26 protein-coding genes, 1 tRNA gene and 3 pseudogenes are annotated in these 25,873 nt (G+C 33.0%); 5 read left to right on the top strand and 25 right to left on the bottom strand.

The window, feature by feature from the left end:
- Positions 1-311 precede the first annotated feature (311 nt).
- On the bottom strand, positions 312-782 hold the full coding sequence (locus GYM75_RS05095; protein WP_220217080.1) for a YhcH/YjgK/YiaL family protein: 471 nt from the start codon (positions 780-782) through the stop codon (positions 312-314).
- Positions 783-1,208: 426 nt separating this feature from the next.
- Between GYM75_RS05095 and GYM75_RS05090 the strand changes: the two genes are divergently transcribed.
- Positions 1,209-1,296: transfer RNA gene (locus GYM75_RS05090), tRNA-Leu, on the top strand.
- Between the two features lie 189 nt (positions 1,297-1,485).
- Here GYM75_RS05090 and GYM75_RS05085 read toward each other — a convergent pair.
- The 13 genes and pseudogenes from GYM75_RS05085 to erpA form a co-directional block, all read right to left on the bottom strand.
- Positions 1,486-1,872, bottom strand: coding sequence for a hypothetical protein (locus tag GYM75_RS05085; RefSeq protein ID WP_220217079.1), 387 nt, complete (start codon positions 1,870-1,872; stop codon positions 1,486-1,488).
- Between the two features lie 81 nt (positions 1,873-1,953).
- Positions 1,954-2,370: a tol-pal system YbgF family protein gene (locus tag GYM75_RS05080; protein ID WP_220217078.1), complete on the bottom strand. Its 417-nt coding sequence runs from the start codon at positions 2,368-2,370 to the stop codon at positions 1,954-1,956.
- A gap of 22 nt (positions 2,371-2,392) precedes the next feature.
- Positions 2,393-2,833 carry a hypothetical protein gene (locus GYM75_RS05075; protein WP_220217077.1) on the bottom strand — a complete coding sequence of 147 codons (441 nt, stop codon included), beginning with the start codon at positions 2,831-2,833 and terminating at the stop codon, positions 2,393-2,395.
- Between the two features lie 50 nt (positions 2,834-2,883).
- Positions 2,884-3,321, bottom strand: a complete 438-nt coding sequence (locus tag GYM75_RS05070; protein WP_220217076.1) for a hypothetical protein — start codon at positions 3,319-3,321, stop codon at positions 2,884-2,886.
- A gap of 17 nt (positions 3,322-3,338) precedes the next feature.
- Positions 3,339-3,518 carry a GH-E family nuclease gene (locus tag GYM75_RS12380; protein ID WP_220217075.1) on the bottom strand — a complete coding sequence of 60 codons (180 nt, stop codon included), beginning with the start codon at positions 3,516-3,518 and terminating at the stop codon, positions 3,339-3,341.
- Positions 3,519-3,698: 180 nt separating this feature from the next.
- Positions 3,699-4,085, bottom strand: a complete 387-nt coding sequence (locus GYM75_RS05060) for a DUF6334 family protein (protein WP_220217074.1) — start codon at positions 4,083-4,085, stop codon at positions 3,699-3,701.
- A 142-nt stretch (positions 4,086-4,227) separates the two neighbouring features.
- Positions 4,228-4,722 carry a hypothetical protein gene (locus GYM75_RS05055; RefSeq protein ID WP_220217073.1) on the bottom strand — a complete coding sequence of 165 codons (495 nt, stop codon included), beginning with the start codon at positions 4,720-4,722 and terminating at the stop codon, positions 4,228-4,230.
- A gap of 21 nt (positions 4,723-4,743) precedes the next feature.
- Complete coding sequence (locus GYM75_RS05050; protein WP_220217072.1) at positions 4,744-5,796, bottom strand: HEAT repeat domain-containing protein; 1,053 nt, start codon at positions 5,794-5,796, stop codon at positions 4,744-4,746.
- 162 nt (positions 5,797-5,958) lie between these two features.
- Positions 5,959-6,105 (bottom strand): annotated as a pseudogene (locus GYM75_RS05045) (DUF6334 family protein); the annotation flags it as partial.
- Positions 6,106-6,126: 21 nt separating this feature from the next.
- The gene (locus GYM75_RS05040; protein WP_220217070.1) at positions 6,127-6,330 is read right to left on the bottom strand and encodes a hypothetical protein; all 204 of its coding nucleotides are present in this window, start codon (positions 6,328-6,330) and stop codon (positions 6,127-6,129) included.
- A 103-nt stretch (positions 6,331-6,433) separates the two neighbouring features.
- A complete protein-coding gene (locus tag GYM75_RS05035) occupies positions 6,434-7,081 on the bottom strand; it encodes a hypothetical protein (protein ID WP_220217069.1) in 648 nt (215 codons plus the stop codon).
- Between the two features lie 96 nt (positions 7,082-7,177).
- Positions 7,178-7,435: pseudogene (locus tag GYM75_RS12375) on the bottom strand (polymorphic toxin-type HINT domain-containing protein); the annotation flags it as partial.
- A gap of 343 nt (positions 7,436-7,778) precedes the next feature.
- Complete coding sequence (erpA, locus tag GYM75_RS05025; RefSeq protein WP_220217068.1) at positions 7,779-8,117, bottom strand: iron-sulfur cluster insertion protein ErpA; 339 nt, start codon at positions 8,115-8,117, stop codon at positions 7,779-7,781.
- A gap of 157 nt (positions 8,118-8,274) precedes the next feature.
- On the opposite strand from erpA, the gene hemL reads away from it, so the two are divergent.
- Together hemL and bcp are read left to right on the top strand one after the other, a co-directional pair.
- Positions 8,275-9,570 (top strand): glutamate-1-semialdehyde 2,1-aminomutase, encoded by a 1,296-nt coding sequence (hemL, locus tag GYM75_RS05020; RefSeq protein WP_220217067.1) that lies wholly within the window; start codon positions 8,275-8,277, stop codon positions 9,568-9,570.
- A 69-nt stretch (positions 9,571-9,639) separates the two neighbouring features.
- Complete coding sequence (gene bcp / locus GYM75_RS05015) at positions 9,640-10,116, top strand: thioredoxin-dependent thiol peroxidase (protein WP_220217066.1); 477 nt, start codon at positions 9,640-9,642, stop codon at positions 10,114-10,116.
- A 21-nt stretch (positions 10,117-10,137) separates the two neighbouring features.
- Here the strand turns inward: bcp and GYM75_RS05010 are convergent, their stop codons facing one another.
- Positions 10,138-11,220 carry an AI-2E family transporter gene (locus tag GYM75_RS05010; RefSeq protein ID WP_220217065.1) on the bottom strand — a complete coding sequence of 361 codons (1,083 nt, stop codon included), beginning with the start codon at positions 11,218-11,220 and terminating at the stop codon, positions 10,138-10,140.
- A 70-nt stretch (positions 11,221-11,290) separates the two neighbouring features.
- Positions 11,291-12,808 carry a helicase HerA-like C-terminal domain-containing protein gene (locus GYM75_RS05005; protein WP_220217064.1) on the bottom strand — a complete coding sequence of 506 codons (1,518 nt, stop codon included), beginning with the start codon at positions 12,806-12,808 and terminating at the stop codon, positions 11,291-11,293.
- 106 nt (positions 12,809-12,914) lie between these two features.
- Here GYM75_RS05005 and GYM75_RS05000 point away from each other — a divergent pair, with 106 nt between their 5' ends.
- Positions 12,915-13,127, top strand: coding sequence for a YdcH family protein (locus GYM75_RS05000; RefSeq protein ID WP_220217063.1), 213 nt, complete (start codon positions 12,915-12,917; stop codon positions 13,125-13,127).
- A gap of 467 nt (positions 13,128-13,594) precedes the next feature.
- On the opposite strand, the gene mgtA is transcribed toward GYM75_RS05000, so the two are convergent.
- The gene (gene mgtA, locus GYM75_RS04995; RefSeq protein ID WP_220217062.1) at positions 13,595-16,303 is read right to left on the bottom strand and encodes a magnesium-translocating P-type ATPase; all 2,709 of its coding nucleotides are present in this window, start codon (positions 16,301-16,303) and stop codon (positions 13,595-13,597) included.
- Between the two features lie 704 nt (positions 16,304-17,007).
- Here mgtA and GYM75_RS04990 point away from each other — a divergent pair.
- Positions 17,008-17,715 (top strand): hypothetical protein, encoded by a 708-nt coding sequence (locus GYM75_RS04990; RefSeq protein WP_220217061.1) that lies wholly within the window; start codon positions 17,008-17,010, stop codon positions 17,713-17,715.
- 89 nt (positions 17,716-17,804) lie between these two features.
- Here GYM75_RS04990 and GYM75_RS04985 read toward each other — a convergent pair whose 3' ends face one another.
- The 8 genes and pseudogenes from GYM75_RS04985 to hutW form a co-directional block, all read right to left on the bottom strand.
- Positions 17,805-19,697 carry a DNA topoisomerase III gene (locus tag GYM75_RS04985; protein ID WP_220217060.1) on the bottom strand — a complete coding sequence of 631 codons (1,893 nt, stop codon included), beginning with the start codon at positions 19,695-19,697 and terminating at the stop codon, positions 17,805-17,807.
- A 39-nt stretch (positions 19,698-19,736) separates the two neighbouring features.
- Positions 19,737-20,045: a GNAT family N-acetyltransferase gene (locus GYM75_RS12370; protein ID WP_370632160.1), complete on the bottom strand. Its 309-nt coding sequence runs from the start codon at positions 20,043-20,045 to the stop codon at positions 19,737-19,739.
- Positions 20,046-20,348: 303 nt separating this feature from the next.
- Positions 20,349-21,350 (bottom strand): zinc transporter ZntB, encoded by a 1,002-nt coding sequence (gene zntB / locus GYM75_RS04975; protein WP_220217059.1) that lies wholly within the window; start codon positions 21,348-21,350, stop codon positions 20,349-20,351.
- 84 nt (positions 21,351-21,434) lie between these two features.
- Positions 21,435-22,208, bottom strand: a complete 774-nt coding sequence (locus tag GYM75_RS04970) for a heme ABC transporter ATP-binding protein (RefSeq protein WP_220217058.1) — start codon at positions 22,206-22,208, stop codon at positions 21,435-21,437.
- Between the two features lie 16 nt (positions 22,209-22,224).
- Positions 22,225-23,211: an iron ABC transporter permease gene (locus GYM75_RS04965; RefSeq protein ID WP_220217057.1), complete on the bottom strand. Its 987-nt coding sequence runs from the start codon at positions 23,209-23,211 to the stop codon at positions 22,225-22,227.
- Between the two features lie 46 nt (positions 23,212-23,257).
- On the bottom strand, positions 23,258-23,896 hold the full coding sequence (locus tag GYM75_RS04960; RefSeq protein WP_220217056.1) for an NAD(P)H-binding protein: 639 nt from the start codon (positions 23,894-23,896) through the stop codon (positions 23,258-23,260).
- 18 nt (positions 23,897-23,914) lie between these two features.
- Positions 23,915-24,415: a heme utilization cystosolic carrier protein HutX gene (gene hutX, locus GYM75_RS04955; protein WP_220217055.1), complete on the bottom strand. Its 501-nt coding sequence runs from the start codon at positions 24,413-24,415 to the stop codon at positions 23,915-23,917.
- 125 nt (positions 24,416-24,540) lie between these two features.
- A pseudogene (gene hutW / locus GYM75_RS04950) lies at positions 24,541-25,845 on the bottom strand (heme anaerobic degradation radical SAM methyltransferase ChuW/HutW); the annotation flags it as partial.
- Positions 25,846-25,873 lie beyond the last annotated feature (28 nt).

Genomic DNA, 25,873 nt, shown 5'->3' with positions numbered 1-25,873 from the left:
ACCAGTAATGAGTGATGAAATATAGTACTAATTGATATTTGATAAGTTAATATGCAATGCAAAATCTATATTTGAACAACTAATTTAATAAATAAAATCAATATGCAATACACAATGCTAAATTTCATAATAAGATAATCGTATCTAAACATTTAAGCTAAATGTGCCTATATAAGCTTATTTTCCGTGCTTAACATAATATTTAACGCGCTATCTCTATATCATAAATTTATCTGTTTAGATGAGGTTTAAGTAGTCATCTGATATTAGCCTGCTCCAAATAAATTTCAATTTAGAGCATTAATCCTAATTTAGAGACAATCTAAGGCTATTTTAATTACAACTTTACGTACGTTGGTGATTTCATTGACCAACGCACACAAAGGCTTATGTACCTCATTAGGAAAAAAGATAATAAAATCGTTTGAATGCAAAACGAGTAATGTTTCTTCCTTCGGCGTTTCAACAAATGCAATATCATTGGTTGTAAGTTGATCATCGAGCATGTTGGTATAAGGTGGTAAGGTATTAATCGCCATACCTTCCGGACCATCTAGAACAATTTGTACATCAATATATTTTTGATGATATTCAGGGTTAGCCTGATCAATGTGACGTGTTGTACTATCTGATAGCATAAAAAATATTTTATCACCGTCAATTTCATAACGTCCAATAGGCGTATTTTGATTAACATTATCTTTGATATATTCGATCGATTGTTTTATTTTAGCGGGCAAATAAGGGACTAAATTTAAATGGTCAATATTACCTATAATCATATTTATTGATCCTTGTTGAACAATGATAATTTACAAGCTGGAATAATATAAATTTTTTAGAAGTATATACTTTACTCTCGATTATTTATAGTTAAATCACTCGATGAATAGGTTCAAAATAACTATAGTTTCAATAAATATTTATAATTGATGACACTTTCAATTACTAAAGTTCAAAAACTCATTTTTTTATTTTGCCATTCTTTTGTTCGTTAGAAAGCTATTGTTTATTTTCCTTAACATCGTTCATCTGTTTTTATCGCTGATAAATTCAACCAGATTAGAAAATTCTTCAATCCTTAACCGAAATAATGATAAACATTGTGCAATTAATCAATTTTTTTAATTTTTCTATTGACGTTAAAATTAAGATGGGTAAAATGCTCTCCATTCAAAACGCATTTACTTTTTAGTAATCAGTTTTGAGCCCGGGTGGTGAAATCGGTAGACACAAGGGATTTAAAATCCCTCGGCCTTTTTGGCCGTGCGAGTTCAAGTCTCGCCCCGGGCACCATTATAATTTTCTTATTTTTCTTCACTTTTATTCATATCTCTGCAAAACTTATATTATATAAAGCGTTGTAGATTTCGACTATCCTAATCCATTTAATCACTTTTCTATCAATCTAAATTTTTTACGGGTACAAATACGGGTACATTTTAATTCGTTATTTTTTTAGGTTTTCTTTAAATTCTGAATAGTTCATATTTGTTTTTCCGGATATTTTTTAATATAGCGTTCTAGTTGTACAATGATATTCAGTATTTCTTTTTGATTAACGCTAAAGAACAATGAATATTCCGAATCAAAATCCTCTATGTATTTAGGGTTTAATTTATACCTTAAAACTATTTCAAACTGATTATTCTTAAATTTAATCGATAAGATGGGTTCCATAAAATGAATTTCATCAGCTTCATCAAAATTAATATTTTTCAAATAACTTAACCATTCTTTTAATTTAACTAATTCTATTGTTAAAAGACAATTGTCTTTATTATCAAAAAAAGATTGTCTTGAAATCTTTAATTTCAATATTAATACTGAGCCAATTAGAATCCCAATATTCTCTGGAAAATGGATAACCATAATCTTCTACATTTAGTTTATGGTCTTTATTCTTATTTTTTAGAATTACCATTTACCAGAGTTTAATAAACAAATTATTTATCAAATATCATCTTGTATTAGAGAAAAGTATTTATTGTCTTCGTCTTCAAATATTTCTTTTCCTTCAAGCATATAAGCGCTCATCAATGCATCTTTAGCTTTATCTATATTATTTAATTCATAATACGTTTCTCCAAGCCCTAACCATACATAGCCGTTTCTTAATCCGTCAGGACATTTTAAAGCTTGTTCATAGTTGTTATTGGCTTGTTGAAAATTGCCTAGATTGAAATAACTATCTGCCATTGCCGTGTAAATATGTAAACTAATTTCCCAGTCTTCTTTTTGGAGAGGAACTAAATTTAAAGCAGATTCGTATTTTTCAATCGCTTTTTTAAATTTTCCTGCTTCGGCGTATAGGTCTCCTTCTTCTAATTCAGAAACAATTTGAATGTATAATTCATCTGTTAATTCCATATCGTTTATATCCTTTATATGTTTAATTTTTTAAATACTTTTCAGGATGTCGGTAAAAATCTATGTATCTAGGGTCTTCACCTTCAAAAACTCTATATCCTGCTAAAGATACAGCATTATCCCATTCTTCTTTAGCTTTTAAATAATCACCTATTTCAAAAAAATACTTTCCAAGATAGAAATTTAAGTCTTCATCATTAAGATGCAAGTTGTTATTAACCATAATCATATTATTAAGCCATTTTTTTGCACGTTCAAAATCTTTAATTTTAAGACAATCATCAACAATTGAACTAGCTGTATTATAAGCCTCATTCCAATTTTCTTTGGGATCTGGATATAAGTCCCATGCTTGTTCTGATAAAATAAAAGATTCTTCAATTTCATTGTTTAGAAACTTTTCATAGGCCAAATCGGTTAATGTTTCAATTTCATCCTGTAATTTTTTGTCCAATACTGCCATAATTTTTATCCCTTTTTTATTTTAGCGGAGGTTTGTAGGTATATTTGTTACTACTTCTTGTATTCTAAATAAAACTCTTGATAAATTCCATCTTCTTGTCCAAAACAATGACCTTCTGATTTTGTAAAAGCAATAGAAAAAGATTTAAAAGCTTCATCATATTTTTTTTCCTCATATTCAATTTTACCTTTCATTAAAAAAAATTCACCTGGATGTTGTTTTTGGATATCATCTAGTTTTTTTAACGTCATTAACCATTTTTTAGCTTCTGAAAAATTAATATTATATTTTATGAAAAATGTAATCATTGTTTTTGCTATTCTATAACTTTTTTCCCATTGACTTTTATGTTCAGGTAATAGATCCCACTTTTCATATTGGAATTTGATAAATTCTGAATAGTGTTTCTTTTGTATGCTATCTCTTGCTTTTAAAACTAATGTATTAATTTTACTTTGTAGTTCTTCCGGTAATTCTATACTTGCCATAATTTTTATTTCTGTTTTTATTTTAGCGGAGGTTTATACGTTTCGTTTAACATTCCTCCCCTGCTACGGTTAATTCTATAATATTCGAGTTCGTAATTTTTGCTGTCTAACATCCATTTGCGTACTTCTTTGCTTTTGGCGCCAAATTTTCGTCCTACTCTGTTCCACCAACTTACGGCGTCTACTTTATGGGACATATCTGCTTCTTTTTTATTTCTCCATATATTTGAATGTTTATCCCAAAATTCTTTAATTCGCTGATTTCCTGCCTTTCTAATCCTTGCATCATCCTTTCAAATACCTCCCTGCCGGTTTTGCTGTTTTTACCGGGTAAGCGAGTTTGCCGACAAAGTAGGTATGCCAATTTTCTACTTGTCTCATTTAATTTTACAATTCTCAATTTCATAATTGACTAATCCGACTTTTATTTCAGAAGCTAAAGATGAAAATACGATACTAGGTATTACTTCATCAATACCTAGACAGAGTAAATCAGAATATCCTTTTTCATTTTCAATGCCCCAAAGTTGCATGAGGGATTTATTTGTAAAATTATTTGCCCAATCTGGAATAAAATATTGGTTAGTTTCTATTAGGGAAGGAATATGAACAATAAGTTCATCGGTATCATCATTCACAGTAATTTGTAAAAAATATTTGGATATTTGTACTACTATTTCAATATAACCTGTGGTATTGGAATCAAATTTTTTACAGTAAAACTGAGTTATGGATAATCCTATTAAGTTTTCGATTTTTATCATAATGATTTTCTTAATTCTTTTTAGCACATTTTAAAACTTCTCCAGAATTTTTCCCGCATTATGTTCGGTATTTTAAATAACCGTACCGGAAGCATATTTATTAGTGAGTTCATCAATATATTTTATGTTTTGTATTTTCATTTTATTGAAATGAATTATACCATTCTTTTATTTTAGCTATTTGATTCACTTCTGGGCATATTATTTCTATAATACTTTTCAATTTGTTAACAAAAAATAATATTTGAATATCTAAATTATCTTGTGTTTCAGCGGTTATAGAAGGGGTCCAACCAGTAGTTGAAATGTTTTTAATTTCAACTATTTTTTTATCATGAATTAAAAGTAATTTTCTATTTGTTCCTACTTCGTAAAAATCTAAGATATGTTGTTTTTTAATACCTTTTGTGACTTTTAATATATCAGCTAATTGTTCCAGAAAAACAGAGAGATCTCCAAATACAGTAACGTTCCATACTTCACCTAGTGAATTGAAATAAAACTTTATTTTATGAGTTTCATAAATAGCATCGTCAATGATAGAAAGTGCCTCTGTTAAGGAATCTTTATCATATAACTCAAACTTAAAGTCAGTTAGCTTCGTTAATGGTTTTTCAATGATTAAATCAAATTTCATAATGATGTATTTAATATAAGGTTAATCATTGATTTTCCTTAATTCTACTTTTTTCATTCCCGAAAACTGGACTATTTCTTTTAATTCATATACTTTTTCAATCATATCTACACATTCATCATAATCTGCATATTTTTGTAGGGTATAATTTTCAGCAACTCGCGGAATGTCTACCAACCATTTATTGTCGGAAACAAATAGAAACTGAATACATCTATCTTCATCATCTATAATTCCTAAAAAAGAGTCTTCCTCTTCCGACAGGTAATAAAATTCATCTAATGCTTCATCTAATGTATATTCTTCGGGTTCTATTTCTTCTTCTGTTTCAATGTCATATAAAAATAATTTCATCTTTAACTCAATTTTATCTAACTCTTTAATACATTTTTCTTTTGCTTTGGTAACATCTCCCGATAGATCGCCATAATGACTTTCTTTAATTCCTAATTTCTTTCTATATAAATCTTGAATCGTGATAATCATGCCGGTTAAAGCATCGGGATTTGTTTCATTTCTTATCGCACTATTGATATATTGGGTTATTTTTAATTTCGTTGATTTATGACGAAACCAAATTTGCCTCATCGCAGCAGCGCCACATTGACGTAATGTTCCTTCCGGATCATTTAACATACGTTCATTCAAATACCCTAAGTCTTTTGAATTACCAATCCAGCCCAATACAATGATACTGGCAAAGCGTAACTCATATTCAGGCGATTTTATTTCTTGGATGGCGAGTTTTTTGACTTTAGAATATCTTAGATGTCCTAAAATTTTAATCAATTCTGCTTGCTTTTGGTGTGTTTTTTCTTGTTCAAATTTTTTTAATAGAAACTCACCGACTTTAGTTTTATCTCTTTCATTAACGACTTCTGAGTAAAAGAAAGATTTTATTAAGTCTCTTTCACCACTATCCAAATTCTTATTGTTCATTAATAAATAATGATATTCTAAAAATTCATTGGAATCTGACGCTAACAAATCTTTTTTTAATTCAAAAACATGATCCATAAACTCATCTGTTCCAATGTATTTTTCATACTTCGCTTTTAATTCTTCTATATTCATACAACTGGTGTCCTAAAAGGATTAAGAAATTCAAAATTTTTCTTATCATTATATATTATTATTGAAAGGTGATGATCTTTCTTCTCCAAAATCACTTTAGTGGCTGATCGAGGAAATAAAATTCAGTTTTTGTATTATTTATCAGTTCTTTAATTGCTGTCATTAAACTGAACCATAATTGACTAATCCGACTTTTATTTCAGAAGCTAAAGATGAAAATACGATACTAGGTATGACTTCATCAATACCTAGACAGAGTAAATCAGAATATCTTTTTTCATTTTCAATGCCCCAAAGTTGCATTAGGGATTTATTTGTTAAATTATTTGATCAATCTGGAATAAAATATTGGTTAGTTTCTATTAGGGAAGGAATATGAACGATAAGTTCATCAGTATCATCATTCACAGTAATTTGTAGATAATAGTTTGATATTTGCACGACTATTTCAGTATAACCTGTCGAATTGGAATCAAATTTTTTACAGAAAAACTGCGTTATGGATAATCCTATTAAATTTTCAACCTTTATCATAATGATTTTCTTAATTCTTTTTAGTTCATTTTAAAACTTCTTTGAAAATTTTTCCGCATTACGTTCGGTTTTTTTAATAACTAAAAGAATGCACAATAAAATATTATGGTAAATTTAAATATTCAGGTTTTAAAATGTTTTGATAATCTAATAAATATTCGTAATCTAAATAATGTTTAGGTGAACGAATAAAATTACCAGTCAAATTGACTTTTGTTTCTTTATCTTCTCGTTTATAAGTACCATCTTGTTTATTATTAAGAACTGATGTCCATTTTAGCAATTTTTTACTATACTTAAATAATGCTTTATTATGGATTTTATTTTTTGTATCTTCTTTTGTTACCTCCACTTGAGATAAAAATAAATTATTATCATCCCAATTTATTAATTTATTTGTTTTAAAATATAAATCCATATTGTATCTGTTGTATACCATCCATAAATATTTTACCAATTCTCCTTCGTGATTATATTCTAAAAAGCTAATGTCAATTCCATAAAATGAATTGTTTATGCAAGCTAAGGGAGTTTCTCCGGCTAAGATTGTCACATAATATTGTTGATGATTGTGGCTTGAAAAGGCATATTCAGCCCATTTTTTAGGATTTTTAATTAACTCTAATTCTTCTTTGTTAAGATTATTATCTAAATAGTTTTCTTTGATATTGTTGAGTGTGTTTTCTTCTGAATTTAAACTCTTTTTTATCCAATTGTATTCTTTAAACTGAAAGTTATATTTGCTCATCATTAATCACTTTTCGAATAATACTGAAATATCATCAATTATACTTACACCTTTTTAGATGCATATTTTAAAATATCCCCCGATAACCCTTCATATTATCTACATGGAGGTAAACCTTATCACCAAGAGATACCATGTTTGGGATTCTCTTATCATTGTAGAAAAACAAGGCTTAGCATTATGCACCAGCCAAGCGAGTTTGCCGACAAAGTAGGTGTGCCAATCTTCAACTTCAAAATTATAGACTTTTTTCTTAGTATAAAGAAAGTTTTGCCCTTTTACACGATACCATTTTTTATTTTTGGTTTGTATTTGGTCTTGTTCGGTGAGGTCGGTGGCGTCTTTCCAGCCATCTTTTGTGTAAAAAGGGGGCGGCGGTGATTTAAATGGTTTCGTCTTCCGGTTCTATTTGTAAGGTGGTGTCTATCTGTTTGCGAATATTTGTAATCACTATTTAGATATTGATTACATTTAATTCTTCTAAGAAAACAGCGCTGCCCATAACCATTCGCTTTAAGTTATCCTACAAAATTTACTTTAATTACTGGATGAAAACTTAATAAACTTTGGCTAAACTGCCATATGGCAGTTGATATGAGATAAAATTTGAATAGATAACCAGTCAAATGTGACATTGTCACTTTTCTGAATCAATGTTTTATAAATTTGATTAGAAAATTCAATACAAGTAGTCTAGTCATTAGACACTAAATGAAGAGCCACAACCACAAGTCGTTGTTGCATTAGGATTATCGACAACAAAGCGTGAACCTTGTAGACCTTCTACGTAATCTATTGTTCCGCCAACTAAGTATTGTAAACTCATAGGATCGATAACTAATGAGACACCATTTTTTTCGATCGCCAAATCATCTTCATTTACTTTTTCGTCAAATGTAAAACCATACTGAAACCCACTACATCCACCACCAGTGATATAGACTCTTAACTTAAGATTTGGGTTTTCCTCTTCAGTAATTAGAGTCTTTACTTTATTTGCAGCAGCATCAGTAAAGTTAATTGGTAAAGCATTGCTCATTTTCTTCTCCTACTATCTAGATCTGCTTATTATATACTGTCCAAAAATGAAATTACAAAATGAAAAATTCTATTATTTAAATTTTTGTTAGGTTGCTTGAAATAATTTTAAAACTATGAATAAATACCACCATATTTCTTCAATGAGAACACAGAATATGTTAACAAAGTCATTAAAATCCGAAAAATATTTTCACCAAGCTTTATCTGTTTTGCCTGGTGGAGTAAATTCACCGGTACGGGCTTTCAATGGTGTTGGTGGAACGCCATTATTTATTGAACGTGCCAATGGTGCTTATATATATGACGTTGATCAAAATGCTTATATCGATTATGTAGGTTCATGGGGACCAATGATTCTTGGACACAATGATCCTGATGTTGCTAACGCAGTTATTCAAGCTGTTCATCATGGACTCAGTTTTGGTGCACCAACCGAAATCGAAACTAAAGTTGCAAATTTAGTCACAGAGATTATGCCATCGATTGAAATGCTCCGTATGGTAAACTCTGGTACCGAAGCAACAATGAGCGCAATACGTGTGGCTCGAGGCTTTACGGGGCGAGATAAAATCATTAAATTTGAAGGCTGTTATCATGGACATGCAGATTATCTATTAGTCAAAGCTGGATCAGGAGCGCTTACTTTCGGTCACCCTACTTCACCTGGTGTTCCTAATGATTTTGTAAAACATACTTTAGTATGTGATTATAACAATCTTGAATCGGTCAAAAAGCAATTCGAACAATACCCAAATGATATTGCAGCAATTATTATTGAGCCTGTAGCCGGCAACATGAATTGCATACCTGCTAAAAAATCGTTTTTACAAGGATTAAGAGCGCTTTGTGATGAATATGGGGCATTGTTAATTATTGATGAAGTGATGACAGGATTTAGGGTAGCACTAGGTGGAGCGCAAGATTATTATGACATTGTCCCCGATTTGACTTGTCTAGGTAAAATTATTGGTGGAGGGATGCCGGTTGGCGCTTTTGGTGGTCGAGCCGATATTATGCAACAACTTGCCCCGACAGGCCCAATTTATCAAGCAGGCACGCTCTCGGGTAATCCAGTGGCTATGGCAGCAGGTTATGCAACCTTAACCAAATTAATGGATGTAGGTATTTATCAAGAATTAGAGGAGAAAACCAAAACGCTAACCAATGGGCTTTTATCGGCTGCCAAACAGCATAAAATCCCTTTTGTTGTCAATCAAGCTGGTGCTATGTTCGGATTTTTCTTTACAAATGCTTTCGAAGTAAGCAGTTATCAAGATGTAATGAATTGTGATATTGAATTATTCAAAAAATTCTATCATCATATGCTCACTGAAGGTGTTTACTTTGCACCATCAGCTTTTGAAGCAGGTTTCATGTCACTTATGCACTCAGATAAAGAAATCAATCATACGATTGAAGCAGCAAGTCGTTTTTTTAGTAAGATAAGTTAAATTGATGACACAAAGTTTTGATACCTTTAGCGATTAGAATATTAAACTATTAACATAGGTAATTAATTTATGGTTAATCCACTTAAAAAAGGTGAAAAAGCACCTCAATTTTCGTTGCCTGACCAAGATGGAGAGCAAATAAGCTCTAAAGACTTTAAAGGTCAGCGTATGTTGATCTATTTCTATCCCAAAGCCATGACACCAGGGTGCACCGTGCAAGCCTGTAATTTACGAGACTGTGCCGAGGATTTAAAAAAATATAATGTTGTAATCATTGGTATTAGTACAGATAAGCCCGAAAAATTATCAAGATTTTCAGAAAAAGAGCTTTTAAACTTTACTTTGCTTTCTGATGAAAATCACGAATTATGTGAGGCTTTTGGTACTTGGGGTCAAAAAGAGTTTATGGGAAAAACTTATGATGGTATTCACCGTATCAGTTTCTTAATTGATACAGATGGAAAAATCGAACAAGTTTTTGATGATTTCAAAACCAGTAATCATCATGAAGTGGTTTTAGATTATCTCAAAAACCACCCAAAATAAAATTTGCAAAAGCAGATTAGCCTAATCTGCTTTTACCTTATTACGACTATTTATTTCATCCGGATTAGGCCATGCATTTATAATGGCTTTGACCAAAGTAGCCAGAGGGATTGCAAAGAATATTCCCCAAAATCCCCATAACCCACCAAAAACAATGACTGCTAAAATTATCACTAAAGGATGAAGATTCAATTTTTCAGAAAACAGACAAGGCACTAACAAGTTACCATCTAAAGCTTGAATCAATACATAAAAGAGCATTAAATATCCAAATTCAGGACTAATTCCCCATTGAAACAGCGCAATAAGAACAACCGGAATACTGGAAATAATTATGCCAATATAAGGAATCAGAACCGATAGCCCAACAATCACGGCTAATAATAATCCATAATCTAAACCAAAAAACCAAAATGGAATATACACGCTAATCCCGAGAATAAGAATATGCAAGACATTGCCTACAATATAATTAGCAATTTGCGTATCCATTTCTGCGGCGACTTTATTTAAGACACCACGATTTTTAGGAAGGAGGCGAGAACAATAACCCCATATTTTTGCTTTATCTTTCAAAAAGAAAAACATCATAATCGGCACAAGAACAGCATTGATTGCAACCGAAACAAGCCCAAAAAGTGAAACGATAGAGAATTGTAATAAAGAATTACCCGTTTGTACCACTTTGCTGGTTATTCCTTGAATCATAGAATCAAATAATTTTACGTCAATAAGTTCCGGATAGTGTTCGGGCAGTGAACTGAGGAAGTTATTGGCAAAATTTAACATTTTCGGAATATTCGTTATTAAGCTAATACTTTGATTCCAAACTAAAGGAACAAGTATCATAAATCCAGCTAAAACAAAAAACAGAAAAACAAACAATACAATAATGACTGCCAACGTTCTTGGAATTCTTTTTTTGTGTAGGTAATTAACAGGTGTATCAAGCAAATAGGACAGGACAATGGCAATTAAAACGGGTAATAGTATTTTATTAAAAAAATAAAGGACAAAAAAAAGGCAAACAATGACCATAATCAAAGAGACTACATGAGGATCACTGAATCGTCTTTTATACCAGTCCAAGAATAATTTAAACATTGCAAACACTCCTATTTTGCTTCTACTTTAATTAATATCTATATCGGATTAATCCTAAGATAGGGTTAATTTATTTTTTAAATCCCCCTAAAATACCACGTGTAATCCGTCTACCTATTTCATTAGCGACTTGTCTTGTTGCACTTTTTGCAACTTTCTGGGCAAAACCATCTTGTTGCCCACCTCGTGGTCCTTTAGTCCCAAAAAAAAGAGAACTTAACATATTTAACCAATTACCGCTACTTGATTTTTCTGTGGATGTTGTCGAGTTTTCATTATCTGATGATTGAGTCTCACTCCCCTCATTTAATGTAAATCCCGCTTTTATTCGTTCATAAGCGGATTGCCGATCAATGGTATTAGCATATTTACTGTAATATGGCGATTGATGAATAATTTCTGGAATTTTTTCAGGTGAAATTGGGCCTATTTTCGAATTTGGTGCAATCACAAAGCCTCGCTCTACCATATTAGGGCGCCCTTTCTCATCTAAAAAAGAGATCAACGCTTCACCGACAGCTAATTCCATAATCACTTTTTCGGTATCCAAATCAGGATTAGCTCTCATTGTTTGGGCTGCTGCTTTTACCGCTTTTTGATCCTTAGGGGTGAATGCCCTTAGAGCATGTTGTACACGATTACCAAGTTGCCCCAAGACAGTGTCTGGAATGTCGGTAGGATTTTGAGTAACAAAATAAATGCCAACCCCTTTAGAACGAATTAATCTTACCACCTGCTCAATCTTTTGAAGTAAAGCAGGTGAAATATCGTTAAACAATAAATGGGCTTCATCAAAAAAGAACACTAATTTTGGTTTATCTGGATCGCCAATTTCAGGCATATGTTCAAACAGTTCTGATAATAACCATAAAAGGAAAACTGAATATAATTTTGGGGAATTATATAATCTATCAGCTGATAAAATATTGATCATACCGCGCCCATCAGTATTGGTTTGCATCAGATCCTGAATATCTAGCATTGGTTCGCCTAAAAAATATTCAGCTCCTTCTTGATCAAGCGATAACAAACTACGTTGAATGGCGCCAATCGATGATAGCGAAATATTGCCATATTCCGAAGTAAATTTTTTTGCATTATCACCAATAAACTGCACTAAGGCACGTAAATCTTTAAAATCAAGTAAAGATAGATTATTGTCATCCGATATTTTAAAAACTAATTGTAATACATCTGATTGAATATCATTAAGATTGAGAAGACGAGCTAGTAAGATAGGACCAATGTCTGATACCGTACTTCGAACAGGAATTCCTTTTTCTCCAAAAACATCCCATAATTCGATTGGCGATGATTTTGGTTGCCAATTAGTGACACCAATATTGATTAACCTATCTTTAAGTTTATCAGTTAAAATCCCTTCTTCTCCTAAACCGGTAAGGTCTCCTTTAACATCGGCCAAAAATACTGGCACACCTATATTAGAAAAGCTTTCCGCCATCTTTTGAAGCGTCACTGTTTTGCCAGTGCCCGTCGCCCCTGAAATTAAACCATGACGATTAGCTAAGGCGGTTATAATAGATAGGTCTTTACCATTACTTTTGGCAATCACGATAGATTCAGTCATATATTAAATCCTCATTAAAATTGCTATTAAAACAATCAGTAATACTGTAAGCTTAAATAGCAGTAACTTCTATTTAATCATTTGTTAGCCAACATAAGGAGTGACTATGTTTCCAGAATATCGAGAATTAATTTCTAAATTGAAAAATAATGATTTACGTTTTCAAAAACTGTTTGATCAACATAATGCTTTAGATCAGAAAATAAAAAATATTGAATCTGGGATTGAAGTCGATACATCAGAATCAATTGAAAATCTAAAAAAACAGAAATTAAAACTTAAAGATGAAATACACGCTATCTTAAAAAATAATGAATAGGTATTTTATGCTTTTATTTAAGGACTTTTAGCTGAACACTATTATTGGGTAATTTAGCACATTTAAAGTGATTAAAATTACTTAAATTTGACCTTTTATAAAAATAAACCCCAAAAAGGGGTTTATTTATATAATCTAACTAACTTAATTATAATTGACTTGAAAAAATTCGAACTTGTGATTAATTTTTTTCCGCTTGCGTACTTTTTTTCTTACGGCTTTTAATTAATACAATAATATTTTTGTGTGGAGTTTTCATTATTAGATTTCCTCTTTTTGTTGTTATTATTACACCACCAGATTTTGGTTTTCAAAAAAAGTTATTAGCTTTCTCTAACGCGAGAACTCTTTATTAAATTCCAATAATTTTTAGCTGGCGGTTACTTTAGCATAAATTTTAGACATTACCAATTATTTTGACGATTTTATAAACGACATCCCTGTCGTTTTACTTTTAATAATGGAAGTTAGAACCATTGACCAAAGCGTTTCACATAGATTCGCTTCATGAACTGAGCAACAAAACAGTAAGACAATAGTGTTGCAATTAACCATGGGAAATAAGACCAAGGTAAAGGCTGTAGTCCAATTAAATTTCCTATTGGTGAGAATGGAATATAAATTCCTATAGCCATAATAAGTATGGTCATCACAATAACCGGGAAAGCGGCTGTACTTTGTATAAATGGAATTTTTTGTGTCCTTAGCATATGCACCACTAATGTTTGTGAAAGTAACCCTTCAATAAACCAACCAGAGTGGAATAATGATTGTGCTTCAATACTATTTGCACTGAAAACAAACCACATTAATGCATAAGTTGTGATATCAAAAATAGATGAAGTTGGTCCAATCCAAATCATAAATCTTTTGATATTTTGCGCATCCCATTTGCGTGGCTTTTGTAAAAACTCATCATCCATTTTATCCCATGGCAATGATAATTGGGAAATATCATATAATAGGTTTTGTATTAACAGATGAATAGCAAGCATTGGCAAAAAGGGTAAAAATGCACTAGCAACTAAGACAGAAAAAATATTTCCAAAGTTTGAGCTTGCAGTCATATTGAGATATTTCATAATGTTTCCAAAAGTCTCTCGACCACAAACTACACCCTCTTCTAAAACCATTAAACTCTTTTCAAGTAAAATAATATCAGCGGATTCTTTTGCAATATCAGTTGCTGTATCAACCGAAATCCCAACATCAGCATCACGTAATGCTGGCGCATCATTAATACCATCGCCTAAAAAGCCTACTGTATGACCATTTTCTTGTAATAAACGGATGATTCGTGATTTTTGTAAAGGTGTTAATTTAGCAAAAATAGTACGTTGCTCAATTTGTTCTTTGAGTTCATCATCATCCATTTTTTCAATTTCAGTACCCAGAAGTGGAATACCGGGTTCCAAGCCGACTTCTCGACAGACTTTAATCGTGATAATTTCATTATCACCAGTGAGTACTTTTACCCCGACACCATGCTCATTCAACGCAGAAATAGCTTCATAAGCACTCTCTTTAGGGGGATCTAAAAAGGTTAAAAATCCGCGTATTGCAAGCGCTTGTTCATCTTGAACACTATATTGTGTTTTAGTTTGTGATGCAGGAATATTTTTTAAACCAACGGCTAAAACTCTGAAACCATCTTTATTATAATTATGTGCAAGTTCAATTAATGCCTGTTTTCGTTGCTCATCTAGTGGCAAATACTCACCATTTTCATAAATATAACTTGAAATCGACAGCATTTCTTCAACTGCCCCTTTACAAATCATTAAATGGTTATCATCTCCATTTTGAACAACAACAGATAAACGACGACGCACAAAATCAAATGGCAGTTCATCAATTTTTTTATAGAGTCCAATTCCAACTTTTTTGACACTGGTTTTTTCTTCTGTAAAACGAATAATCGCTTTATCCATAAGATTCTTCATACCGCTTTGATAATAACTATTTAACCATGCATATTCCAACACAGCGGGATCCACTTGCCCGTTAATATCAAGATGGTGCTCTAATATGATTTTATCTTGGGTCAATGTGCCTGTTTTATCAGTACACAAAATGTCCATAGCACCAAAATTTTGAATGGCATTTAATCGTTTAACCACCACTTTACGTTTAGCCATCGCAACCGCACCTTTTGCAAGATTTGCGCTGACAATCATAGGTAGCATTTCAGGTGTTAAGCCTACTGCAACGGCTAAGGCAAACAAGGCTGCATCACCCCAATCCCCTTTCGAAATACCATTAATAACAAAAACGATTGGCACCATAATAAGCATAAAGCGAATCAGTAACCAACTGACACTATTAACGCCGCGATCAAACGATGTTTCTGCACGTGAACCTACGATCGATTTTGCCAACGAACCAAAATGTGTATCGGCTCCGGTTGCAACGACAATTGCTTTAGCCGTTCCACTGACAACATTTGTCCCCATAAAACAGACATTATTCACGTCTAAGATATTGTCTTTATTTATGTTCGAGACATTAACTTCTTCCGTTGTTTTTTGGGATACCGCACCTAAAGTATCATATTTTTCAACAGGTATGGATTCGCCTGTCAGTACGGCTTGGCTAACAAAAAGATCTCGAGACTCAATCAATCGAATATCTGCTGGAATCATATCGCCGGCAGATAAATAAACGATATCACCTGGGACAATTTCGCTTAACGGAATTTCAATGTGTTCAGGATTCACATCTTTGTGTGGACGTCTTAATACAGTTGCAGTTGTCCGAATCATGGATTTAAGTGCTTCAGCAGCTTTGTTTGAACGAAACTCTTGCCAGAAACGAAGCAAACCACTCAACGAAACCATCGTTAGAATAATGATAATACTGGTAAGATCTGTCTCTTCTCCCTTTTGTAAAGGTAACCAAAAATCAGTAAAGAAGCTGACAATAGCAAGTATTAATAAAACAAAAATGAAGGGGTTATTAAAAGCCATCAGTAATTGTATTAAAACTGATGGAACTTTTTCTCTAGCTACTTCGTTTTTGCCATATTGTTCTAATCTGGATTTGGCGTTTTCTTGGGTTAAGCCTGATAAGCTAGATTGAAATTTAGATAAAATACTATCTAAGCTGTTTTGAGCTTCAGTAATCGCTTTTATTTCTAAACGATCTTCTGTGTTAACATTGGTTGTGTTTTTGGTCATTTTATGTACCTATATTCATAATATTTTAGACAAAAATATGCCTACTCATTGTTAATTAATAACAACAAGAACTTAAATGAGTAAATTTGCTAAGGATTTAATGCAAAGCAGAGCTTGCTCAAAAAACAATTGCTGAGCTTAAAAAAATTAAATTAGCAAAAAGAGTAATTAAGAATTAGATACAACTCGGTGGTTCTAAATGCTTTTCTGAAATATGTAATGAACACAACATTAAAATGTGTGCGCAATGATGTTTTGAATTTGTGTGATAGCGTGAAAAAAATTGCATATCGTTCACCATTACCGTTCGATCAATTTCGGCCCGTGAACTGAAAAAATGATTATTTAGACAGGTTCATTAACCGATAATGATTTGTTTTTGAATTTATCTCCCCATATATGGGGTGACCCGATTGAGCGTCCATAGTTCTCCTGTAAAATTGAACTCAACACTTTGTATTTCAACTTTTCTCAGCCCTCATTTTTAACCACCTAATAGTTAAAAAAGTAAGAAAAGCTCAAAGGCGGGCAATTTATACGCCTTTAAACAAAACATGTCAACCCAATATCCTAAATATCCCCTGTAAATGCTTAAAAAAAGCACTTAAAGCCCCAACAAAGTTCTATTTTGTCTAGAATTAATACATGTTTTATCGAATATCAGTTACAATTATCATCTCATTGGAAAATTAGGAATATAAAAAATGGACATAACAACATTATTGAATGATAACGCATTAAATTTGATTATAATTTTTGTACTTTCATTTATCGGGTTTGTTTACAGAAAAAGGACAAAAAAACAATATTTTGACAATATTATTAAATACGCCGATATTCTAGAAAAAACACCACAGCCAAAATATCAAAAAGATTATATCAATAATCTTAAGAAGAAGTTACTTTGGGAAAAGGTTTGTTTTTATCAATCAGGTAACATCAATAAAGAAAGAATTGCGATATCGTTAATCAATGCAGATATGCATAATATTATTGCTTTACCACAATTAAATTTACTTACACAGTACTTTAAAATAAAACAAAATAAAATCATCCCAATTAACCTTTTTTTGATAAAAGAAGTACTTTTCGGGGGTATAGCATTGCTATTGGGAGTGTTGATTATTATCTCAAATCTAAAAATGTTATTTAGATCGACAGATTTAGTAAACATTGTCATTGCAATAATCACAATACTTATAGTCACTGTGATAGCGGGATTATTTAGTATTAGCCCGTTGAAAAGACTTAAAACATATTGGTTAATTTTGAAAGATCGTGATTTTCTAAAGCGAGCAAACGTTCAATTATCGATGATAATTGAAGAATGTAACCAAGTTACACCTTTGATTTCTGATGAAGTCACAAGTGATGACGCAATGAATGAACAAGACACAAAACAACAAGATTAATAGTCTTAAAAGTAACTTTTTTCATTATTAATAAGTATTATAAGGATGACAAGGTAAGACAATGACTAAGTCATCCTTTTATATGGGTATTAAGAACGAATATTCAATCGTGTATTTTTAAGCTTTTCAACAAGATCAAGTAAGGAATGATTTAACTGCCCCATAAATTGTTGATAAGAAAATGCCTTTTTACTAATCTCATCCAATTGCCGTTCCCAATGCGCGGTCATGTCTGGAATAGACATAATATCCGGTAAAGATAAAATTAATTTACGTCCAACAGGGGTGGCACGAATCGATTTGCCTTGTCGTGTTAAAAATTGACGTTTAAATAACAGTTCTATTATACCTGCTCGAGTTGCTTCTGTGCCTAAACCATCAGTTTCACGTAATATTTTTTTGATCTCCGGATCTTTAACAAATCTTGCAATGCCCGTCATTGCAGAAAGTAAGGTTGCATCATTAAAGGGTTTAGGCGGTTGAGTTTCTTTGCTGATTAGTTCAGCATCAATACATTGTACTGCCTCCCCTTTTTTCACTAATTTAGTTAACAATCCATTATTCTCTAAATCCGCTTCGGCTTGATCAGTTTGTAAAGTTTTCGTTCCAAACAACACTTTCCAGCCTGCATCAAGCATTTGCGTAGCTCTAGCAATAAATTTTCCGCCTTGGATATCGACATCAATTTGGAGTTCAGCGTATTTATATACGGGATAAAATTGTGCTAAATATTGGGTTGCAATCACTTGATAAACTAATTTTTCATTATCATTTAAATTTTCCATTCTTGCCTTGCGCTGTGTTGGAATTATGGCATGATGCGCTTCAACTTTCTTATCGTTCCAAGCTTTGGTACGCAAACTAAAATCAGCATTTTCAATAGCAGACTTCAAATCAGAGCAATTATTTTCAATGGCTGATTTTACACTGGTTATTTGGGTAAGATGTTCTTCAGGTAAAAAACGACAATCAGATCTCGGGTAAGTGATTAGTTTATGCTTTTCATATAATGACTGGCAAATATCCAGTACATCTTGTGCACTTAACCCATTTTTTTTAGCCATCTCAATTTGCAGAGCGGATAAATTAAATGGCATTGGCGGTGCAACCTCTTTCTTTTTGTTACTGACTTTTTCAACAATACCTGTCTGATCTTTAATTCTTCTACAAACATTTTCGGCTAATGCTTTAACTAAAACTCGCCCTTCTTCATCTTGATAGGGTGCACAGGCTTCGCTAGGTTGCCACTTAGCCTTAAATGTTTCATTATGCTGAGTTTGAAGAATAGCAAAAACTTCATAAAACGGCTTTGGCACAAACTTTTCGATATCTAAATCACGCCTTACTACTAAACCAAGAATAGGCGTTTGTACACGCCCAATGGATAATACCCCTCGATACCCACCTCGTTGCCCCACCAATGTACAAAGACGGCTCATATTAATACCATACAACCAATCAGCACGGGCTCTTGCTAGCGCTGACGTAGAGAGCGGAATAAAATCTTGATTGCAACGTAATTGTTCAAGTGATTTTTCAACTGCGCTGGCATTTAAATCACTAATCAAGCAACGCTTAATTGCTTTGCGTTTATCTGGTGGTAATTGACAATAATTTAAAACTTCATCAACTAATAATTGCCCTTCCCTGTCTGGATCACCTGCATGTACAATCTGATCGGCAGATTTAATCAACTCAACCAAAATATCAAATTGGCTTTTTGTACTGCCTTTTGGCATCAAGACCCATTTTTCTGGAACAATGGGCAGATCATCAATCACCCATTTTTTAAAGCGCTCATCATATACCTCAGGAGTCGCTTGTTCTAAAAGATGTCCAATACACCAACTCACAATATCGCCATTAGCGGCTTTGATAAAACCCGTTCCTTTTTGATGCGGTTTAGGCAAAACATCGGCAATTGCCCTAGCTAGACTAGGCTTTTCTGCAATAAACAGACGATAGGATTGATTAGATTGCATAATTATTATTCTTAATCATAAAATTCAAGCTTTATAAGCTTAACAGGATTTATTCAGTCTATAATCTATCTTCATGGAAAACTTATTATAACCATTCAAGTAAGCCAAATTTTGACGATACAGACAATTTGAAATTAGTTTTGAAAAGCAAATTGCAACCAGTTGTTTTTGGCTTTTTGGTATAACTTTTGCCCGTTCAAATTCAATACGATAGTGATATGCCAAATAAGTTAACGCACTATAAAATATCATATTATCCTTTATAATTATTAATCCTGATGACAGTGTCACAAATGCTAAATGAAGTTGAAAATTGTTACATAAGTCTTTAGCACATTCAAGCGTAATAATCTATTGATGATAGTGTTCATTATTTACAAACAAATAAGCAAAATGGTTATTATCTGAGACTATTACAGGGTTAAACCAATCCTGATTAATCATCCCATCAAACTAGAAATAGCCAAGTTAGTTCACTTACTAAACTCGGTTGTAAAAAAATACAGATGAATGCATAAATAATGTTTTTTGCCTATAAGTTTGCAATTAAGTTTGATTAAAAACATCCACAATGACGTTACTAATTTGATTATCAGTAATGTTAAATAAGATTGTTTTTATTCATTCATGTTAAAAAATAATCCATTACTTCTACCACCATTTTTTGTACTTAAGCCAAATGGCAGAAACGATGGAAATAACAATAAGAATTAAAATCAATCCAACAAAAGACCACGGATGCTCACTAAACGGTATACCAGCAAGATTGACACCCAGTAAGCTCGTTATAAAAGTGATTGGTGTGAATATAATGGTAAACAGTGACATTAAATAGATTCGTTTATTGGTCGATTCGGCTAAGAAGCTATTAATCTGTTCCATAATCGATGCTAAACGTAATAAACAACTGTCAATATCAGACACATAATGGCTTTGTTGATTTGATATATCATGTAGACGTTGGCGATCGTTATCATCAATCCAAGAAATCCTTTCGGTTGAGATTTTTACAAAAATATCCCGCTGCGGTGATAATAATCGACGAAGTATAATCAACTGTCTACGTACTCGACCAATTTCTTTATGTGAAAGAATCCGTTGATTTAATACTAAATCTTCAAGTTTAACAATCTTGTTATGTACACTATCAAAGGATAAATTGACTTGATCACTTATAAGTTCGGATACTTGGATTAACCAATCAGCAACATCAACCGGCCCTATCCCTTTTTCTAAATTATCTTTTAATTGGAAAATCGCATCGATTTGTTGATGTCGGGTCGAAACAATTAAATTATCGGTAATGTAAAAACGGAAAGTAACAATCGGATCGGGTAATTCATTTGGCGTATAATTTACACCTTTTAATACGACTAAAATACCTGTATCAAAACGGATTTCTTTTGATATTTGGTTGGGTTTAATTAACTCATTTTTAACTAAATCTGGAATCAATTTTGTCTGATTAATCCACTTTATTGTTTCGGATTTAGCAAAATCCAGATGGATCCAACAAGGCTTTTGCACCGTTGCTTGGCAATCATTACTTAAAGGATTGGCTTTACCTTTACCATCAAATTGACAACTAAAAACAGGTTTTGCTGATATAAGATCTGAAACAGGAACGGAATTTTCACTATTTTCATTCGTCATTATAAGCCCCATTTGTTAAGTTTTCTTAATTATATACTGAAATTGCTTAAAAATGGAGCGATTGATTAACTTAATTTATCAAAATTAAGGCATTAAATAGAGCTGCGGAGTCAAAGCATTATTAGGGTGAGGAATAATACCTAATTCGACCCCATACCAACGATTAATTTTTTCAACGGTCAATACTTCAGAAGGTGTACCATGTTCAACTATTTTGCCTTGATTTAGTAAAATTATTTTATCCGCATACAATGCTGCAAGATTAAGATCATGCAATACACAGCAAACAGCTAATCTTTGGTCTTTAGCAAGTTGTTTCAATAATCGCAACGTGTGTTGTTGATGATACAGATCTAATGCAGAAGTAGGTTCATCTAAAAACAATAGTTTTTCCGAAGGTTCGGGTTGCCATAATTGAGCAAGCACTCGAGCTAATTGTACGCGTTGCTGTTCACCGCCAGACAAGCTACGGTAATCACGGTTTGCCAATTTTAAGCAATCCGTTTGCTTCATGGTTTCGTTAATAGCTTTATCACAATGCAACCTACCATAAGGTGCTCGCCCCATAGCGACCACCTCTTTTACGCTGAAAGGAAAGGTCAATTGGCTATTTTGTAACATTACCGTTCGCACTTTTGCAAGTTGCTTGGCTCGCCATTGTGATACAGCTTTATCGAGTAGGTAAATTTCGCCAGATGATGGCATTTGATAACCGGTTAAAAGGCGTAATAAGGTTGATTTTCCTGCACCATTTGGACCAATAATAATGACTATCTCTCCTGCTTTGATTTCTAAAGAAACGTCATCAATCAATCGGCGATTACTTGAACAAAACGTTATATTTTTAGCTGTTAACATCTTTTACTTTTAACCGTTATTTATGTCTTAAAATAAGCCAAAGAAAATAGGGACCACCAATTAAACTTGTCAATAGTCCTACGGGTATTTCAGTGGGTGCAACCACTGTTCGAGCCAGAGTATCGGCTAATAAAAGCAAACTTGCACCAGCAAGTGCAGACGCAGGCAATAACACAGCGTGATTTGCACCAATACGTAAACGAATCATATGAGGAACCACTAAACCAACAAAGGCAATACTGCCACTTACTGCAACCGAAGTTCCTATCAATATAGCACTTAGCACCAATAAATATCGTTTTAGGCGAAGGACATTAACACCTAAGTAATGGGCATCTTCATCTCCTAACTGTAAGATATTAAGTTGATGAGAAAGCAAAAAAACTACGCATAAGGCAGGAATAATTAAAGATGCGGCAACAAAAACCAATTCCCAAGATCCCTTGCCCAAATGCCCCATCGACCACAATGATATTTGACGTAATTGAGCTTCGTCACTGATATAACTAAGACATCCCATAACAGCGCCAAGGATTGCATTTATTGCCACACCTAATAATACCATTTTTGCCAAATTGCACTGGGCGTTGAGACTATAGATATAGATGAGTAAACAGATGAATAAACTGCCTAAAAAAGCAGCAACCATTTTCCCATATAACATCATAATTGGAGGAAAGATTGCCGGGAACAAAATTGACAAACCGACCATCAATCCAGCCCCACTACTTATACCCAACAAACCAGAATCTGCTAAAGGATTACGAAATAATCCTTGCATAACAGCACCCGAGGTTGCCAATGCCATACCGACAATCACGGCTAAAAGGATGCGAGGTAAACGTATATTTAGCCAGATGTTTAATGAATTAAAATCCAATGATAATGAAGATAATTGTGAAAATGGAGATTTCAATGGTCCAGCATTAGATGAAATAATGATTAAGACCAAAAGAATGACAAATAGTCCCCATAACAAAAAACGATGACTATAACGCTGCACTAACTATCCTCTCCGATAATATTGTTGTAATTACACTCATCTTGTTTTAACGTTCAAATTTAAGATTGGGATCAATAACACTATAAGCCTTATTATCAAATTGTTGGTTGGCTATTTTCTCGATGATAATTTTCGCTAAATCAATACGATGAATCAGTCCATGAACTTCTTGTTGATAGTAGCATTTTGCATTTCCTGTCAGCTCACCATTTTGTAATCCACCTGGTCTTAATATTACAAAATTCAGTGCACTAGTTTGTAACCAAACTTCAGCTAATGATTTTTCACGTACAGCATGTCCAAAAGCGTGTTTGGCTCGCTGAGATAATGTTGACCATGTTTCACCACAACCTAATGATGTAACTAATACCATCTGCTTTATATTGGCTTGTTCAGCACAATCAATAATGATACGTTGTGCTAGATAATTTCCGGTTTCTCCCCCCAACGTTGAAATAATTGTAGCTTCAGATCCGGCTAATGCACAAAGCTGGCTAACCATGGATGAATCGGTCGCATCACCGACGTGACATTCAATACCTTCTTGAGTTAACTGTTTGGCAAATGTTTCGTCTCGTACCAATGCAATACAACGCCAACTTGGTTGGCACTGTTTAACTAACTGACAAATCTGATAACCTGTTCCTAATTTTGGACTTACGCCAAAAACTAATACTGTTTTCATTCTATTATCATCTCAAAATTAATTGACTTTTTGGGCTAGAGCTCTAAATTTTTCTAATTGCTCAGGTTTTAATTGATGTTTTTCATCACGACCAACAAAAATCTTAAACATTGATTGTCCCATATGATTTAGAAAAATCATTGATGCTGTTGACATCTTCATAAATTTACGTTCAATGAAAGCAATATATTGACAATGCTCAGCTTTAATATGCCCACTTAATCCTTTTTGATGACGTAAGTTAAAATATTTTTGGCTGTGATTACCTGGTGGTAATTCACCCGAGATTTCAGCAATGATATCACCAGTATGTATTAAAAACAGCACATCTCCCCAAGTAGTCACCTCTTCCCAAATCATATCAAAATTAGAACCATCAACAATTTTAGCATCTGGTAAGGCTTGAATAACTTGCGTTAACGTTACCTGATAATCTTGAGCAATTTTTTCCAATAATTCCTCTGGATTAGTTTGCATATAAGTTGAAAGATTAGTGAGATGAGTTTGCTTATCTACCATTTTATTATCCTTTATTGATGTGAAATATGTTGATTATTTTTCTTGTCAGAATGCGCACCAGGCATAACAGGATGCCCCTTCATAGCTTGTTTTGCCTGAGCCATTTTTTGCTGTAACTCAATATGTTCTGGATTGTTGAGTTGTAGTAGTAATTGTTGTAGAGCCTGTAAAATATTACTTGACCAAAAACGTCCAGATAATGTTAGGCGTAAACAATGATCTTCATCTTGCAACAAACCAACTTGATGCCATTGCTTAATTAATGGATCAAATAAATCTGCACAATTTGTCAATTTAGTCAGATCTACTCTCCCCTTCTCAATACCTGCTTGTAGCTGATGTAACCAATCACCTAATAATGATTTTCCGGTTAACATCATTATTGGCTTTTTACCTTGATCAAGTTGGGCGTAATATTGATTTAAATCACGGTGTAACATATAAGAATGTGTATCTAATTTTCCTCCTGCACACGAACCAAAACCAAAAAAATGTGAGCCCTGCTTAATTAAGAAATTATATAAATTTCGTTCTCGACTAGTTTTAGACCAATGAGCATTCGTCAAATGAACCCAACCTTGTTTTGCTAAAAATTCTGCACCTTGATGATAAAAATTACATTTATCACTCACTGATGGTAATTCAATCCGTTTATTTTCGACACCTTTTGCTAACGGCGTAGTTGGAAGTAAATTTAGTGAATAAAGATCGACACCATCTAAAGGAAGATTGTTTGCTATTTCTAAATCACGTTGCCAAGTCTCAACGGTTTGATTAGGTAATCCAAACATTAAATCGCACACCAACGCAACGCTATCACGTGAGGCTATACGCTCAAAATTTTTGATAATTTCTTGTTCTGTAGATTGGCGTCCTAACTTTTGTCTGATAGTCGTATTGAAAGTTTGTATGCCAATTGAAAAACGATTGGCACCAGCCTCAATATAACTATCCACCTTTTCATCATCAAAATCCGAAATTCGTCCCTCTACAGTGATTTCACAGTCAGGCGCTAATGGTGCATGTTGCTTCAAATAACGAATGACTCGTGCTAATTGCCCTGCGGCTAAGGCTGAGGGAGTGCCACCACCAAAATAAATCGCATGTATTGGCGCCGATTGCATTGCATTATTATTAATCTCAAGTGATATCTCTTGTAACAAATAGTCAATATAAGTTTTGGTGTCGAATTTGCGTAGAGGATTTTGATAAAAGCCACAAAATTGACAATGAATATCACAAAAAGGAATGTGAATGTAAATAAGTCGTTTTCGCCCACTTAAATCTGCATTTTGAATAATTTGCCAATTTTGTTCAATATCAGGGGGAGCTATAGGTAAACTAGCTTGTAAAGGCATTACTGCCCAGCGATCTTTGAAAGGAAGAGCGGAATTTAACGCATAAAAAGGACTAACATCAAGTGATTTCATAACAACCATTTTAATTAAAAAAACTGTA

This window comes from Gilliamella sp. ESL0441, from assembly GCF_019469185.1.
GTDB lineage: Bacteria > Pseudomonadota > Gammaproteobacteria > Enterobacterales > Orbaceae > Gilliamella.
The sequence above is the reverse complement of the archived record's forward strand: the minus strand, read 5'-3'. Positions and strand labels throughout refer to the sequence as shown.

Excerpts from the sequence above, each read along its gene's own strand:
- GYM75_RS05095 (WP_220217080.1), bottom strand. The coding sequence starts at position 782 with ATGATTATAGGTAATATTGACCATTTAAATTTAGTCCCTTATTTGCCC.
- GYM75_RS05085 (WP_220217079.1), bottom strand. The coding sequence starts at position 1,872 with ATGGTTATCCATTTTCCAGAGAATATTGGGATTCTAATTGGCTCAGTA.
- GYM75_RS05080 (WP_220217078.1), bottom strand. The coding sequence starts at position 2,370 with ATGGAATTAACAGATGAATTATACATTCAAATTGTTTCTGAATTAGAA.
- GYM75_RS05075 (WP_220217077.1), bottom strand. The coding sequence starts at position 2,833 with ATGGCAGTATTGGACAAAAAATTACAGGATGAAATTGAAACATTAACC.
- GYM75_RS05070 (WP_220217076.1), bottom strand. The coding sequence starts at position 3,321 with ATGGCAAGTATAGAATTACCGGAAGAACTACAAAGTAAAATTAATACA.
- GYM75_RS12380 (WP_220217075.1), bottom strand. The coding sequence starts at position 3,518 with ATGTCCCATAAAGTAGACGCCGTAAGTTGGTGGAACAGAGTAGGACGA.
- GYM75_RS05060 (WP_220217074.1), bottom strand. The coding sequence starts at position 4,085 with ATGATAAAAATCGAAAACTTAATAGGATTATCCATAACTCAGTTTTAC.
- GYM75_RS05055 (WP_220217073.1), bottom strand. The coding sequence starts at position 4,722 with ATGAAATTTGATTTAATCATTGAAAAACCATTAACGAAGCTAACTGAC.
- GYM75_RS05050 (WP_220217072.1), bottom strand. The coding sequence starts at position 5,796 with ATGAATATAGAAGAATTAAAAGCGAAGTATGAAAAATACATTGGAACA.
- GYM75_RS05040 (WP_220217070.1), bottom strand. The coding sequence starts at position 6,330 with ATGATAAAGGTTGAAAATTTAATAGGATTATCCATAACGCAGTTTTTC.
- GYM75_RS05035 (WP_220217069.1), bottom strand. The coding sequence starts at position 7,081 with ATGATGAGCAAATATAACTTTCAGTTTAAAGAATACAATTGGATAAAA.
- erpA (WP_220217068.1), bottom strand. The coding sequence starts at position 8,117 with ATGAGCAATGCTTTACCAATTAACTTTACTGATGCTGCTGCAAATAAA.
- hemL (WP_220217067.1), top strand. The coding sequence starts at position 8,275 with ATGTTAACAAAGTCATTAAAATCCGAAAAATATTTTCACCAAGCTTTA.
- bcp (WP_220217066.1), top strand. The coding sequence starts at position 9,640 with ATGGTTAATCCACTTAAAAAAGGTGAAAAAGCACCTCAATTTTCGTTG.
- GYM75_RS05010 (WP_220217065.1), bottom strand. The coding sequence starts at position 11,220 with ATGTTTAAATTATTCTTGGACTGGTATAAAAGACGATTCAGTGATCCT.
- GYM75_RS05005 (WP_220217064.1), bottom strand. The coding sequence starts at position 12,808 with ATGACTGAATCTATCGTGATTGCCAAAAGTAATGGTAAAGACCTATCT.
- GYM75_RS05000 (WP_220217063.1), top strand. The coding sequence starts at position 12,915 with ATGTTTCCAGAATATCGAGAATTAATTTCTAAATTGAAAAATAATGAT.
- mgtA (WP_220217062.1), bottom strand. The coding sequence starts at position 16,303 with ATGACCAAAAACACAACCAATGTTAACACAGAAGATCGTTTAGAAATA.
- GYM75_RS04990 (WP_220217061.1), top strand. The coding sequence starts at position 17,008 with ATGGACATAACAACATTATTGAATGATAACGCATTAAATTTGATTATA.
- GYM75_RS04985 (WP_220217060.1), bottom strand. The coding sequence starts at position 19,697 with ATGCAATCTAATCAATCCTATCGTCTGTTTATTGCAGAAAAGCCTAGT.
- zntB (WP_220217059.1), bottom strand. The coding sequence starts at position 21,350 with ATGACGAATGAAAATAGTGAAAATTCCGTTCCTGTTTCAGATCTTATA.
- GYM75_RS04970 (WP_220217058.1), bottom strand. The coding sequence starts at position 22,208 with ATGTTAACAGCTAAAAATATAACGTTTTGTTCAAGTAATCGCCGATTG.
- GYM75_RS04960 (WP_220217056.1), bottom strand. The coding sequence starts at position 23,896 with ATGAAAACAGTATTAGTTTTTGGCGTAAGTCCAAAATTAGGAACAGGT.
- hutX (WP_220217055.1), bottom strand. The coding sequence starts at position 24,415 with ATGGTAGATAAGCAAACTCATCTCACTAATCTTTCAACTTATATGCAA.